Below are 14,533 nucleotides of genomic sequence, written 5' to 3' on the forward strand. Positions count from 1 at the left end.
GGCGACCTGCCTCAGCGCGGATAGGTGAAGCCGGTGCGGATGTCCATCGGCGCCAGGCGGCCGCCCGCGCGGACCATCAGGCGCTGGGGCGGCTCCTCGCCGGCCAGCACGCGCCGCGTGATCGGCAAGCCTTCGGCCTTGCGCACCAGCTCGTCGGCGCGCTCGTAGACGTTGGGACAGCCGGTGGCCTTGATCAGCGCCTGCACGGCCGGCACCTTCCACAGGTCGACCCCGGCGGCGTTGAACTGGCAGACCAGGTAGCCGCCAGGGCCGCCGTAGCCGTGCACCAGCAGGCCCGGCAGGCCATCCTGTTCGCCGTCGACCAGCTGCACCAGCGCCTGCGGATCGGCGTCCGCATTGCTGGCGCGCCTCTCCACGGCAGCCTGGACCCGCCGCTTGATCAGCGCGTGGTCGACCGGCTCGTCTTCGCGCAGGGTCCAGACCCGCGCGGCAATCTGCGATTTGGCGTTATAGGCGGCGCGCGCCAGGAATTTGCGCGACGAGGATTGCACGATCGCGGTCGCGCCCTGCTTGTTGCGTTCGGATGGCTTGCCGTCGACCTTGTCGATGGCGGAGAGGTAGATCCAGGGGTCGCCGGCCAGCAGGCCGGCTTCCTTGCCCTGTTTGATGGTGATGGTGAGCATGTGCGGCTTTCGTTTCCAGGTGCGGGATGATACAGCAAGCCCGGCTCCCCGTTCGCCGCATGTTTGGCAGCATGCGCGCCTGCTCAGGCGGCCGCCAGGGCGCGCGGCGCGCCGGCGCCCGCTGCCGCCGGCGCGCGCAGCCTGAAGGTGGCCACCAGTTCCGACAGCTCGGCCGCCTGGCGGCGCATCGACGCGGCCGCGCTGGCGGCCTGCTCGACCATCACCGCGTTCTGCCGGGTCGACTCGTCCATCTCGGCGATCGCCTGGCCGACCCGCGCCACCCCGCCGGCCTGCTCGGCGCTGGCGGTGTGGATGGTGTCGAGCAGGCCGGCCACGTCGTGCACGTGGGCCAGCACGGCGCGCATGGTCTCGCCGGCGGCGCCGGCAATGCCGGTGCCGGCCACGATTTCCTCGCTCGATTCCTTGAGCAGTTTCTTGATCTCACGGGCCGCCGTCGCCGAGTGCTGGGCCAGGTTGCGCACCTCGGCCGCCACCACCGCGAAGCCGCGCCCCTCGGCGCCGGCGCGCGCCGCTTCCACCGCCGCGTTCAGCGCCAGGATGTTGGTCTGGAAGGCGATGCTGTCGATCATGCCGGTGATGTCGACGATCCGGTCGGCCGAGGCCTTGATCGCGCCCATGCGCGCCACCACCTGCTCGACCGCCTGCGCGCTGCGGGTGGCGACGCTCGACGCCGACTGGGCCAGGGCATGGGCGGACCTGGCGCTGGCGTTGTTGCGGGCGATCGCCTCGCTCAATTCTTCCATCGCGCCGACGGTCTGGCGCAGGCTCGCTGCCTGGCGCTCGGTGCGGCGCGACAGGTCCTGGTTGCCGTCGGCGATCTCGCCCGAGACCGCATCGATGGCCTGGGCGCCGTCCAGCACCTGGGACACGGTGGCGGATACGCCGCCGGTCATGCCGTTGAGGGCGTCGAACAAGCGGCCGATCTCGTCCGTGCGCTGGTGGCGGATCACCGGGCGCAGGTCGCCCTTGGCCACCTGCTCGGCCAGCCGGACCGCCTGCTGCAGCGGACCGACCAGCTTGCGGGTCAGGACCCAGGCCAGCAGCGCGCCGATGGCCAGCGCCCCCACGCCCAGCGCCAGCAGCAGGGCCTTGCCGAAGGACGATGCGGCGTTCGACTCCTGCGCCAGCCGGCGCGCTTCCTCGCTTTCATGCGCCAGCAGGGCTTCCAGCGCAGTGACGCGGGCCTGGTAGGCCTGTTCCCAGCTGCCGTCGACGAGCTGCTCGACGGTCTGGGTCTGGCCGAATTCCTTGGCCTGGAACAGCGCGGCCTCGATCTTCGCCAGCGCCGCCTTGTGCTTGTCGGCCTCGGCGATCAGGGCGGCTTCGCGCGCCGAGCGCGGCAGCTTGCCCAGCTGCGCTTCCAGCGCCAGCACGCCCTGCTTGCCGCTGGCCAGCTGGGCGCCGAAATAATCGGCCAGTTCGAGGCTGTCGCTGCGCGCGATGGCGAGCGTGCGCGAGCCGTTCAGGCGCTCGATCCCGAGCAGGTCGGAGCTCAGCTGCTGCTTGGCCAGCTTGTCGTAGACGAGGTCGGCCGTGAGGCTGTCGTTGGCCTGCATGCGCCACAAGGCCACCGCCGACAGCAGGACGATCAGGAGGGAGACGATGCCGAAGGAGCCGAGGATCCTGGTGCCGGTCTGGAGCTGGAAGGGGCGCATTGCAAGTATCGGAGTGATCGAATACTTGCAGTTTAGAAATTGAATGTGACAGGACGATGAAATGGATGACATCGCCGCCGTGGGTCTTCAAGCCGGGTGGACGGACCTGCCGCCCACCCGACCGGCCTGCTTACTGCGCGGCGCGCTTCAGCGCCGGGATCGCCGCCGGTTTCCACGGCATGACCGGCTGTTCCTTCATCTTCTTCTCGAGCAGTTCGATCGCCACTTCCAGCTGGCGGTCGCGGCCCTCGAAGGTCTCGTGCGGCAGGTTGTCGACTTCGACGTCCGGCGTCACGCCCACGCCTTCGATCAGCCAGTCGCCGTCGGCCGCGAACTGGCCGAACTCCGCCACGCGCGCCATGCCGTTGTCCGCCAGGACGTTGCCGTCGCTGAGCCAGACGCCGGCGCCGGCGCTGCGCTTGCCGACCAGCGGGCCGAGTTTCAGGGCCTTGACGCCGGCCGCGAAGGTCTCGCCGTCCGAATAGGTCAGCTCGTCCATCAGCACCACCAGGTGGCCGCGGAAGGTGTTCTGCATGTTCGACTGCGGCAGCTTGCCGTTCGAGCTCCAGAAGGCCCAGGAGCGGCGCAGCAGCTTCTCGATGATCCAGCTGTCGATGTTGCCGCCGTTATTGCGGCGCACGTCGATGATCAGGCCTTCCTTGTTGATGTTGGCATAGAAGTCGCGCGCAAACGCATTGATGTCGCGCGCCGTCATCGCGCGCAGGTGCAGGTAGCCGATCCTGCCTTTGGAAGCCTGGTCGGCCTGCTGCGCCCTGCTCTGCTCCCAGTCGGCGTAGCGCAGGCTGGCATGGCGCGCCATGTTGACGGGGGTGACGATCACCAGGCGGGGTTTGCTCATCTGCTTGCCCTCGGGGCTCTTCACCTGCAGCAGCACCTGCTTGTCGGCCTGGTCCAGCAGCAGGTCGGCGATGTCGCGCGCCTCCACCAGCGACTTGCCGTTGACGGCGGTGATGACGTCGCCTTCCTTGACGCCGACGTCCGGCGCCGCCAGCGGGCCGCGCTCGGAGGGCAGTTCCGGTTCGCTCCGGTAGACGCGGTCGACGCGGAAGCCGTCGGCGACCCGCGACAGCACCGCGCCCAGGCTCGAGGGCACGCCTTCGCCGCTCGCCCTGCGCACGTCGCCCGGACGGATCTGCGAGTGCAGCGCGCCGACTTCGCCCACCATCATGCCCAGCACGTCGTCCAGCTCGGCACGGTCGGTCACGCGCTCGACCAGCGGCGCATACCGGTTGCGCACGGCCACCCAGTCGACCCCGCGCATGTTCGCGTCGTACAGGAAGTCGCGGTGCATGCGCCAGGCGTCGTTGAACATCTGCTTCCACTCCAGGCGCGGATTGGTGCTCACCGCCCAGTCGTCGATCTTGATGCGCGCCTTGCTGACGTCGGCCGGGGCCTTGGCGCCGGCGGCAACGATCAGCATCTCGCCCGGACCGCTGGCATTGAACGTGCGGTAGAACACGTGCTTGCGGTCGGTGCTCAGGCCGAACTCGCGCACGTTGTTCACGAAGACTTCCGGCTGCGGGCTGCTGCGCGAGATCTCCAGGGTCTTCAGCGCGCCGCTGCGGCCGTTGTCGGACTCCAGGATGTACAGGCGCTTCTCGTCGATCGCCAGCGCGCGGTAGTTGCCGGGCGCAATCGGCACCTCGTACAGGCGCTCGCGCAGGCCGGCGTAGTCGATGGCCGGGGTCGGCGCCGCCTTGGCCTTCGGGTCTGCCGCGCTGGCGGCGGCGGTGGCCGCCGCGGCCGCAGCCACGGCGGCGGTCTTGTCGGCTTCTTCCTTGCCCGGGGTCTGGACCGCGGCGCGTGCCGCGGCTTCCGGCGATTTTTCTTCCGGCTTGGTCAGCTCGTCCTCGGGCTTGAACGGGAAGCGCACGCCCGGCTGCAGGGCCAGGGCGTAGATGCCGACCCGGCGGTCGAATACCGGGCCCATGTTGCGGTCGCCCCAGGGGCCGGCATTGCCGACGTTGAAGTGGCGCGAGGACAGGAAGTACAGCCACTTCCCGTCGGGCGAGAAGACCGGCGAGTCGGCCGTGTAGCGGTCGGTGGTGACGAAGCTCAGGCTTTTCGAAGCCAGGTTGACCATGCCGATCTGGTTGCGTTGCTCGCTTGAGCCGACGCGGACGAACGCCAGGTTGCGGCTGTCCGGCGACCACACGACCTGGTCCGGACGGTCGACGCCGGCCTGCTGGGCGTCGTCGATGATGACATTGGTTTTCGACTGCAGGTCGAGCAGCCAGGTGCGGCCCTTCTTGTCGGTATGGGCCAGATACCTGCCGTCCGGCGACGGATAGATGCCGGAGCGATGGCTGGCGCCGTCGATGGTCAGGCGCTCGCCCTTGCCCGAGCCGTCGGCGGCGTAGCGCCAGATTTCGTTCTCGCCGGTGGTGTCGACAAAGGCATACACCCACTTGTCGTCGTGGCTGAACACGGCGCCGCGTGCGCGTGCGCCTTCCGGCACGGCGATCTCGACGCGACGATAACTGCCGGTGCCGGCGATGGTCACCTTGCCGCGCGCGGTCAGCACGATGCGTTCGACCTTGTTGGCCACGTCGATATTGGTCAGCGCATCGAGCGGCGAACGCACGCGGCGGGTACGCTGCTGGTCGAAGTCCGAGACCAGGCTGGCCTGGACCCGGGTGTCGCTGCCGGCCGCGATGTCGAACACGCGCAGGTCGGCGCCCAGCTGGTAGGCGATGCGGCCGTCGCCGAGCGAGGCGGTGCGCACGTCCCATTCCGTATGCCGGGTGTGCTGCTTGCGGTCGCTGCCGTCCGGGCGCGCGGACCAGATATTGTCGGCGCCGCCGGCGTCGCTGATGAAGTAGATGCGGCCCTGCCACCACATGGCGCGCCGATTGTTGGCCATGTCGTCCTTGAACAGGCGCACCGCCTCGCCCTTCGATCCCAGCTCGTAGCGCCACAGCTGGGCATGGGCGCCGCCGCGGTAGGCCTTGACGTTATCGTTGGTCATGGACAGGCCCATGCGCGTGAAGAACACGCTGCGGCCGTCGTCGCTGAGCACGGCGTCGTTGGCGTCGGCCAGCGGCAGCACGCGGCGCGTCATCCTGACCGGGTCGAGCGCGGCGACGATACGGTGTTTCGACGGTCCCACCGAATTTTCGGTGCTCACCAGGACCTCGCCCTGCGCGGTCCAGCCCAGCACCGTCACGCCGCCATTTTCAAAGGTGATGCGCTTGGGCAGGCCACCCTCGAGCGGCATCACATAGGCCTCCTGGGCGCCTTCGTAGGAAGCGGCGAAGGCGACCAACTTGCCGTCATGCGAGATCGCCGCCTGGGTTTCGCTGGCGGGATGCGTGGTCAGGCGGGTGGCCTTGCCGCCGGCCGGCGTGGTGCGCCACAGGTCGCCCTCGGCAGTGAACACGATGCTGTCGCCGCGGATGGCGGGGAAACGGAAGTAGGGATCGGCGGCGGCGGCCTGGCTGCCGATGAGCGCCAGCGACAGGGCTAGGATGGTGCGGGACACGGTCATGTTTACGCGGGGCAAAGTTTACTCGAGAGGAAGAGTTTGCCATACGTGTGCCCGTGCGCGACGTGCATACATGCAAAAAAACCGCGCTCGAGGCGCGGTTTTGTTGGGAGACCGAGGCTTATTCGATCTCGACCGTCTCGGCCGGGGCCGGCGGCGGCAGTGCGTCGCCTTCCGGGAACTCGAGGACGACGTCGTCCTTCTCGTTCAGGTCCACCGTCACGCGGCCGCCGTTGACCAGGCGGCCGAACAGCAGCTCGTCGGCCAGCGCCTTGCGGATCATGTCCTGGATCAGGCGCGACATCGGACGGGCGCCCATCAGCGGGTCGAAGCCCTTCTTGCCGAGGAACTTGCGCAGCTTCTCGGTGAAGACGGCTTCCACCTTCTTCTCGTGCAGCTGCTCTTCCAGCTGCATCAGGAACTTGTCCACGACGCGCAGGATGATGTCTTCGTCGAGTGCGCGGAAGCTGATGATCGCGTCCAGGCGGTTGCGGAACTCCGGCGTGAACATGCGCTTGATGTCGGCCATCTCGTCGCCTGCCGCCTTGCTGTCCACGAAGCCCACCGAGCGCTTGGTCAGGCTCTCGGCGCCCGCATTGGTGGTCATGATGATGATCACGTTGCGGAAGTCGGCCTTGCGTCCGTTGTTGTCGGTCAGCGTGCCGTGGTCCATCACCTGCAGCAGGATGTTGAAGATGTCCGGGTGGGCCTTCTCGATCTCGTCCAGCAGCAGCACCGCGTGCGGCTTCTTGGTGATGGCCTCGGTCAGCAGGCCGCCCTGGTCGAAGCCGACGTAGCCCGGCGGCGCGCCGATCAGGCGCGACACCGCGTGGCGCTCCATGTACTCGGACATGTCGAAGCGCACCAGCTCGATGCCCAGGATGAAGGCCAGCTGCTTGGCGACCTCGGTCTTGCCGACCCCGGTCGGACCCGAGAACAGGAAGGAGCCGATCGGCTTGTCCTGCTTGCCCAGGCCGGCGCGCGCCATCTTGATCGCCGCCGACAGGGCTTCGATGGCGGGATCCTGGCCGAACACCACGTTGCGCAGGTCGCGGTCGATGGTCTGCAGCTTGCTGCGGTCGTCCTGGTTGACGGTCTGCGGAGGGATCCGCGCGATCTTCGCGATGATGTCCTCGATCTCGGTCTTGCCGATGGTCTTCTTCTGCTTCGACTTCGGCAGGATGCGCTGCGCCGCGCCCGCTTCGTCGATGACGTCGATGGCTTTGTCGGGCAGGTGGCGGTCGTTGATGAAGCGCGCCGCCAGCTCGGCCGCGGTCGACAGCGCCGAGGCCGAATACTTCACGCCGTGGTGCTCTTCGAAGCGCGACTTCAGGCCGCGCAGGATCGCCACGGTCTGCTCGACCGACGGTTCGTTCACATCCACCTTCTGGAAGCGGCGGCTCAGTGCGTGGTCTTTCTCGAACACGCCGCGGAATTCCGTGAACGTGGTCGCGCCGATGCACTTGAGCTGGCCGTTGGCCAGGGCCGGCTTCAGCAGGTTGGATGCGTCGAGCGTGCCGCCCGATGCCGAGCCGGCGCCGATGATCGTGTGGATCTCGTCGATGAACAGGATGCCGTTCGGGGTGTCCTTGAGCTGCTTGAGCACGGCCTTCAGGCGCTGCTCGAAATCGCCGCGGTACTTGGTGCCGGCCAGCAGCGCGCCCATGTCGAGCGAATACACGACGGCGTTCTGCAGGATCTCGGGCACGTCTTCCTGGACGATGCGCCATGCCAGGCCTTCGGCGATGGCGGTCTTGCCGACACCGGCCTCGCCCACCAGCAGCGGATTGTTCTTGCGACGGCGGCACAGGATCTGGATCACGCGGTCGACTTCTTCCTCGCGCCCGATCAGCGGATCGATCTTGCCGTCGGCAGCCGACTTGTTCAGGTTCTGGGTGAACTGGTCGAGCGGGCTTTCCTTGGCCTGGCCTTCGACCTGCGCTTCTTCCACGCCTTCCGACGCCTTGCTGGTGTCGAGCTGCTGGTCCTTGCGCACGCCGTGCGAGATGAAGTTGACCACGTCCAGGCGGGTCACGCCCTGCTGGTGCAGGTAGTAGACGGCATGCGAGTCCTTCTCGCCGAAGATCGCCACCAGCACGTTCGCGCCGGTGACTTCCTTCTTGCCGTTCGAGGCCGACTGCACGTGCATGATGGCGCGCTGGATCACGCGCTGGAAACCGAGCGTCGGCTGGGTGTCGACCTCGCCCGTGCCCGGCACGGTCGGGGTGTTATCACCGATAAAATTCGTCAAGGTCTTGCGCAGGTCTTCGATATTGACCGCGCACGCACGCAGGACTTCGGCGGCTGATGGATTGTCGAGCAGGGCCAGCAGCAGGTGTTCCACGGTGATGAATTCGTGGCGGGCCTGGCGGGCTTCGACAAAGGCCATGTGTAGGGATACTTCAAGTTCCTGCGCAATCATACTTCCTCCATCACGCATTGCAGGGGATGCCCTGCCTTACGCGCATGCGTTAAGACAAACTCCACTTTGGTACACGCTATATCTTTGGAAAACACCCCACAGACGCCCTTGCCATGCCGATGCACGGAAAGCATGATCTGGGTCGCCGTTTCGCGATCCTTGTTGAAGTACTCCTGGATGATCGCAACCACGAATTCCATCGGCGTGTAGTCGTCGTTCAGCAACGCCACCTGGTATAACGGTGGCGGTTTTACGGTCTGCCGCTCCAGCAGCTGTTCGGTGTCATGCTTCGTAGCCATGGGCGTATTTTAATGCTTTCAAAGTCTGTGCCAAGCGTAAACATCAGCTTGTTCTCATGTGCTTCCATGTTACGCGATTCCCGTTGAATACGCAGATGGCGATCCAATTGACGAAATCAAGAGCCGCGTTAGCTCTGCTGTGGAAAATTTGGCAAAGGGTCCCCAAAACCGCTTGACTTCAAAGATTGTTCCGCCAACAATGCAGTTATTGACATGTACTTATGTACTTGTTGATAAGAAGTGAGCAGGCTGAGGAGGGGGCAAGAAGCTTCTTGCTTTTATGGCTCGTGTGATTAGTTAAAATTTGAAAGTTCTTTTATGGCAACTGGTACTGTTAAGTGGTTCAATGATTCCAAAGGCTTTGGCTTCATCACTCCTGATGACGGCGGCGAGGATCTGTTCGCACACTTCTCCGCAATCAATATGAACGGTTTTAAGACCCTCAAAGAAGGTCAAAAAGTCCAATTCGAAGTCACGCAAGGCCCGAAAGGCAAGCAAGCTTCCAACATCCAGGGCATGTAATCATTCCCCTCCCGGAAGCGAAGACCCCGCCCAGGCGGGGTTTTTTTTCGCCTGCCCGCGCCTAGCCTTCGCTGCCGCCTTCCCACTGGGCCCCTTGGGTACGAGCATAAGCCAGTTCCGCCGCGAAGTCGCGGGTATCTTTCAATAGTGCGGCGATGCGCGCATCGCTGACCGAGTCGGCGCGCTCGAGCCGGGCATCGTCCTGCCAGTCGCCCAGCACGGCGTCGAAGCGCTGCGCCAGCATGGCGCCGCGGGCGACCAGCCCCGCCGGCAGGATTCCCTCGCCTCCCAGCTTGCGCAGCGACTCGGGATTGGCGAAACGGTGGAAGCCGTAGATGAAACGGGCGATGCGCTCGTAGTCTGCCATCGCTGCCTCCAGAATCAAAAAGCCCCGGCGCCGGCGCGCACGCGGCTTTCATCATAGCCGAAGCGGTGCTGCGGCCTCTTACATCTGCTCGATCATCACTTCGCCGAAGCCCGAGCAGGACACTTGCGTGGCCCCTTCCATCAGGCGCGCGAAGTCGTAGGTGACCTTTTTTGAGGTGATCGCGCGCTCCATGGCGCCGATGATGAGATCGGCCGCTTCCGTCCATCCCATATGGCGGAGCATCATCTCTGCCGAAAGGATGAGCGAACCCGGGTTCACGTAGTCCTTGCCGGCGTATTTCGGGGCGGTGCCGTGGGTGGCTTCGAACATCGCCACCGAGTCCGACATGTTGGCGCCCGGCGCGATGCCGATGCCGCCCACCTGGGCCGCCAGCGCGTCGGAGATGTAGTCGCCGTTCAGGTTCAGGGTGGCGATCACGCTGTACTCGGCCGGGCGCAGCAGGATCTGCTGCAGGAAGGCGTCGGCGATCGAATCCTTGATGGTGATCTCGCGGCCGCTCTTCGGATTCTTGAACTTGCACCATGGGCCGCCGTCGATCAGCTCGGCGCCGAACTCCTTCTGCGCCAGCGCGTAGCCCCAGTCGCGAAAGCCCCCTTCGGTGTACTTCATGATGTTGCCCTTGTGGACCAGGGTCACCGAAGGCTTGTCGTTGTCGATCGCATACTGGATCGCCTTGCGCACCAGGCGCTCGGTGCCTTCGCGCGAGACCGGCTTGATGCCCAGGCCCGAGCTCTCCGGGAAGCGGATCTTCCTGACGCCCATCTCTTCGGTCAGGAACTTGATGACCTTCTTGACCTCGGCCGAGCCTTCGGCCCATTCGATGCCGGCATAGATGTCTTCCGAGTTCTCGCGGAAGATCACCATGTCGGTCTTTTCCGGCTGCTTCAGCGGCGAAGGCACGCCGGCGAAATAGCGCACCGGGCGCAGGCAGACATACAGGTCGAGTTCCTGGCGCAACGCGACGTTGAGCGAACGGATGCCGCCGCCCACCGGGGTCGTCAGCGGGCCCTTGATCGACACCACGTAGTCCTTCAGCACCTCCAGGGTTTCCGAGGGCAGCCACACGTCCGGGCCATAGACCTTGGTCGACTTCTCGCCGGCATAGATTTCCATCCAGCTGATCTTGCGGCTGCCGCCGTAGGCCTTGGCCACGGCCGCGTCGACGACCTTGATCATCACGGGCGTGATGTCGACGCCGGTGCCGTCACCCTCGATGTAGGGGATGACCGGATTGTCCGGCACGCTCAGCGAAAAGTCGGCGTTGACGGTGATCTTCTGGCCGTCGGCCGGGACCTTGATATGTTGGACCATCGTGTTCTCCCATGTGTTCGCCCGGCAGGCTGCTTCGCGGCCCCGGGGCGCTCCGGCCAGGCCTGGCCTGCATTTCATCTACAATGTGGAATACGGCTGCAAGTCTTGTATAAGACCCCTTCCTAGCATCTTGCATTATGCACCAGTATTTTCCGAGGCGCTACGCAGCACCCTTTATGTACCCATTCGCCATCCATGCCTCTGATCCTCTTCAATAAACCGTTCCAGGTCCTGTGCCAGTTCTCCGGCGAGGGCGGGCGCGAAACGCTCGCCGATTACCTGGACATTCCCAACATCTACCCTGCCGGCCGCCTGGACGCCGACAGCGAAGGCCTGATGCTGCTCACCGACGACGGCAAGCTGCAGCACAAGATCGCCCACCCCGACCACAAGGAAGCCAAGACCTACCTGGTGCAGGTGGACGGCGTGGCCGATGCCGCCGCCCTGGCGCGCCTGCAGGCGCCGCTCGACCTGGGCGACTTCGTGACCAAGCCGTGCAAGGCGGTGCGGATCGCCGAACCCGCCTGGCTGTGGCCGCGCAACCCGCCGATCCGCAGCCGCCAGGACAAGCCGACCAGCTGGATCGCGATCACGCTGGAGGAAGGCAAGAACCGCCAGGTGCGGCGGATGACGGCGGCGGTAGGCTTGCCGACCCTGCGCCTGGTACGCTCGAGCATCGGGCCGTTTTCGCTGGCGACGCATCCCCTGATGCCGGGCGAATTCATCGAAGTGCGTTATCCGTAACGTCGCAACGCGAAAAAAAACGCCGACCCGCAGGTCGGCGTTTTCATGTGGAGCGGATCAGGCTCAGGCTGCGAACGACTCCAGCGCCGCATTGAAGGTCGCGCTCGGACGCATCACGGCTTTCACCTTGGCCTCGTCGGCCTTGTAGTAGCCGCCGATGTCGACCGGCTTGCCCTGCACTTCCAGCAGCTCGGCAACGATCTTGGCTTCGTTCTCGGCCAGTTGCTTGGCCAGCGGCGCGAACTTGGCCGCCAGTTCGGCGTCCTCGGTCTGCGCGGCCAGTTCCTGCGCCCAGTACATCGACAGGTAGAACTGGCTGCCGCGGTTGTCGAGCTCACCGGTCTTCGGCGACGGGCCCTTGCGGTTGTCCAGCAGGCGGCCGGTGGCGGCGTCCAGGGTCTTGGCCAGCACCTTGGCCTTGCTGTTGCCGGTCTTCAGGCCCAGGTCTTCCAGCGACACGGCCAGCGCCAGGAACTCGCCCAGCGAATCCCAGCGCAGGTGGTTTTCTTCGACCAGCTGCTGCACGTGCTTCGGCGCCGAGCCACCCGCGCCGGTTTCGTACATGCCGCCGCCTGCCATCAGCGGGACGATCGACAGCATCTTGGCCGAAGTGCCCAGTTCCAGGATCGGGAACAGGTCGGTCAGGTAGTCGCGCAGGATGTTGCCGGTCACCGAGATGGTGTCCAGGCCGCGCGAGACGCGTTCCAGGGTGAAGCGCATCGCACGCACCTGCGACATGATCTGGATGTCCAGGCCGCTCGTGTCGTGATCCTTCAGGTAGGTCTTGACCTTCTTGATCAGCTCGTTCTCGTGCGGACGGTACGGGTCCAGCCAGAACACGGCCGGCATGCCCGAGTTGCGCGCGCGGGTGACCGCCAGCTTGACCCAGTCGCGGATCGGCGCGTCCTTCACCTGGCACATGCGCCAGATGTCGCCGGTCTCGACGTTCTGGCTCATCAGCACTTCGCCGGTGGCGAGGTCGGTGATGTTGGCCACGCCGTCTTCCTGGATTTCGAAGGTCTTGTCGTGCGAGCCGTATTCCTCGGCCTGCTGCGCCATCAGGCCCACGTTCGGGACGGTGCCCATGGTCTTCGGATCGAAGGCGCCGTGCCATTTGCAGAAGTTGATGACTTCCTGGTAGATGCGGGCGAAGGTCGATTCCGGAATGACTGCCTTGACTTCCTTCAGGCGGCCGTCGGCGCCGTACATCTTGCCGCCGGCGCGGATCATGGCCGGCATCGATGCGTCGACGATCACGTCGTTCGGCGAGTGGAAGTTGGTGATGCCCTTGGCCGAGTCGACCATGGCCAGCGCCGGACGGTGCTCCTGGCAGGCGTGCAGGTCGCGCTCGATCTCTTCGCGCTGCGAGGCCGGCAGGTCGGCGATCTTGTTGTACAGGTCGGCCATGCCGTTGTTGACGTTGATGCCGAGGCTGTCGAACAGGGCGCCGTGCTTTTCGAACGCTTCCTTGTAGAACATGCGCACGCAGTGGCCGAACACGATCGGGTGCGAGACCTTCATCATGGTCGCCTTGACGTGCAGCGAGAACAGCACGCCGGTGTCCTTGGCGTCTTCGATCTGCTTCTCGTAGAAGGCCAGCAGGGCCTTGCGGCTCATGAACATCGAGTCGATGATCTCGCCGGCCTGCAGCGCGACCTTCGGCTTCAGCACGATGGTCTTGCCAGACTTGGTGATCAGTTCCATCTTGACGTCGCGGGCGGCGTCCAGGGTCATCGACTTTTCGCCGTGGTAGAAGTCGCCGTGGGTCATGTGCGACACGTGGGTGCGCGATGCCTGCGACCATTCACCCATCGAGTGCGGGTTCTTGCGTGCGTATTCCTTGACCGCCTTCGGTGCGCGGCGGTCGGAGTTACCTTCGCGCAGGACCGGGTTCACGGACGAGCCGATGCACTTGGCGTACTTCGCCTTGATGGCCTTCTCTTCGTCGGTCTTCGGGTCGGCCGGGTAGTCGGGGAGGTTGTAGCCCTTGCCCTGCAGTTCCTTGATGGCGGCGACCAGCTGGCCCACCGAGGCCGAGATGTTCGGCAGCTTGATGATGTTGGCGTCCGGTTCCAGGGTCTTCTTGCCCAGCTCGGTAAGTGCATCCGGCACGCGCTGTTCCGGGCTCAGGTTTTCCGGGAACTGGGCCAGGATACGGGCGGCGACCGAGATGTCGCTCTGCTCGACCTTGATGCCGGCCGGCTTGGTGAAGGTGCTGACGACTGGCAGGAAGGCGTGCGTCGCCAGCAGCGGTGCCTCGTCGGTCAGGGTGTAGATGATGGTCGGATCACTGCTCATACGCTTTTTCCTCGATGCTCGCGCTTTGGCGCGATGTCAAAAAACAGGTGGTAACGCCCGGGTCTTCATGTGGACGACTTGGTAAGTCTTCTATAAGACATAAGACGGCGTTTCACATTATGCACCAGTATTTTACTGTGCGCCACGGTTTTAACGCTCCACCCTCCCCGCCCGCATGCCCGCGCGCCACACGGATTCGAAGCAGGCTGAAGTGTATGCAGCAAACAGAAAAACCCGCCAGGACCGAAGTCGGGCGGGTCTTTCTCTGCACAGAACTGCCTGCGCGGCCTGGGGCCGCACGCACCTCGCTAATTAAGCGGACAGTGCCTTCAGGGCAGCGGCCAGGCGGCTCTTGTGGCGGGCTGCCTTGTTCTTGTGGATGATCTTCTTGTCAGCGATGCTGTCGATGGTCGACACGGACTGCTGGAAGATGGTGGTTGCAGCGGCCTTGTCGCCAGCCTGGATGGCCTTGCGGACTGCCTTGATTGCGGTACGCAGGGTCGAACGCTGTGCCGAGTTGTGCGCGTTTTGCTTAACTGCTTGACGAGCGCGTTTGCGCGCTTGTGCGGTATTTGCCATGAAATTTCCTAAATCGGGGTCAAGTTGCGTTTGCAAACATTAGCGAGTGAAACCGGCGCCGCATGTAGTCGGCTGGTGCCTGCCCAACGATTAGTGTCTGCTAACAGAATTCAGTACAGCCCACGATTATAGCGATAGAAAGCGA

11 protein-coding genes are annotated in these 14,533 nt (G+C 64.9%); 2 read left to right on the forward strand and 9 right to left on the reverse strand.

What is annotated here, in order from left to right:
• Positions 1 to 11: 11 nt before the first annotated feature.
• From AB3347_RS16650 to clpS, 5 genes are all read right to left on the reverse strand, one after another.
• The gene (locus AB3347_RS16650) at positions 12 to 644 is read right to left on the reverse strand and encodes an SAM-dependent methyltransferase (protein WP_369092910.1); all 633 of its coding nucleotides are present in this window, start codon (positions 642 to 644) and stop codon (positions 12 to 14) included.
• A gap of 83 nt (positions 645 to 727) precedes the next feature.
• Positions 728 to 2,320, reverse strand: coding sequence for a methyl-accepting chemotaxis protein (locus AB3347_RS16655; protein WP_369092911.1), 1,593 nt, complete (start codon positions 2,318 to 2,320; stop codon positions 728 to 730).
• Between the two features lie 130 nt (positions 2,321 to 2,450).
• Positions 2,451 to 5,828 (reverse strand): S41 family peptidase, encoded by a 3,378-nt coding sequence (locus AB3347_RS16660; RefSeq protein WP_369092912.1) that lies wholly within the window; start codon positions 5,826 to 5,828, stop codon positions 2,451 to 2,453.
• A gap of 118 nt (positions 5,829 to 5,946) precedes the next feature.
• Positions 5,947 to 8,247 carry an ATP-dependent Clp protease ATP-binding subunit ClpA gene (clpA, locus tag AB3347_RS16665; RefSeq protein ID WP_369092913.1) on the reverse strand — a complete coding sequence of 767 codons (2,301 nt, stop codon included), beginning with the start codon at positions 8,245 to 8,247 and terminating at the stop codon, positions 5,947 to 5,949.
• Complete coding sequence (gene clpS / locus AB3347_RS16670; protein ID WP_027864722.1) at positions 8,244 to 8,546, reverse strand: ATP-dependent Clp protease adapter ClpS; 303 nt, start codon at positions 8,544 to 8,546, stop codon at positions 8,244 to 8,246. The genes clpA and clpS overlap by 4 nt, the downstream gene beginning before the upstream one ends.
• A gap of 318 nt (positions 8,547 to 8,864) precedes the next feature.
• On the opposite strand from clpS, the gene AB3347_RS16675 reads away from it, so the two are divergent.
• On the forward strand, positions 8,865 to 9,068 hold the full coding sequence (locus AB3347_RS16675) for a cold-shock protein (RefSeq protein ID WP_020653506.1): 204 nt from the start codon (positions 8,865 to 8,867) through the stop codon (positions 9,066 to 9,068).
• 61 nt (positions 9,069 to 9,129) lie between these two features.
• Here the strand turns inward: AB3347_RS16675 and AB3347_RS16680 are convergent, their stop codons facing one another.
• A complete protein-coding gene (locus AB3347_RS16680) occupies positions 9,130 to 9,435 on the reverse strand; it encodes a hypothetical protein (protein ID WP_369092914.1) in 306 nt (101 codons plus the stop codon).
• 78 nt (positions 9,436 to 9,513) lie between these two features.
• The gene (icd, locus tag AB3347_RS16685) at positions 9,514 to 10,767 is read right to left on the reverse strand and encodes an NADP-dependent isocitrate dehydrogenase (RefSeq protein WP_369092915.1); all 1,254 of its coding nucleotides are present in this window, start codon (positions 10,765 to 10,767) and stop codon (positions 9,514 to 9,516) included.
• A gap of 195 nt (positions 10,768 to 10,962) precedes the next feature.
• Between icd and AB3347_RS16690 the strand changes: the two genes are divergently transcribed.
• Positions 10,963 to 11,511, forward strand: a complete 549-nt coding sequence (locus AB3347_RS16690; protein WP_369092916.1) for a pseudouridine synthase — start codon at positions 10,963 to 10,965, stop codon at positions 11,509 to 11,511.
• Positions 11,512 to 11,574: 63 nt separating this feature from the next.
• Here the strand turns inward: AB3347_RS16690 and AB3347_RS16695 are convergent, their stop codons facing one another.
• Both AB3347_RS16695 and rpsT read right to left on the reverse strand, forming a co-directional pair.
• Positions 11,575 to 13,809, reverse strand: coding sequence for an NADP-dependent isocitrate dehydrogenase (locus AB3347_RS16695; RefSeq protein ID WP_369092917.1), 2,235 nt, complete (start codon positions 13,807 to 13,809; stop codon positions 11,575 to 11,577).
• A 312-nt stretch (positions 13,810 to 14,121) separates the two neighbouring features.
• Positions 14,122 to 14,388 (reverse strand): 30S ribosomal protein S20, encoded by a 267-nt coding sequence (gene rpsT / locus AB3347_RS16700; protein WP_036216299.1) that lies wholly within the window; start codon positions 14,386 to 14,388, stop codon positions 14,122 to 14,124.
• Positions 14,389 to 14,533 lie beyond the last annotated feature (145 nt).

The sequence above is a fragment of the Massilia sp. X63 genome (assembly GCF_041023745.1).
Lineage (GTDB): Bacteria > Pseudomonadota > Gammaproteobacteria > Burkholderiales > Burkholderiaceae_D > Telluria.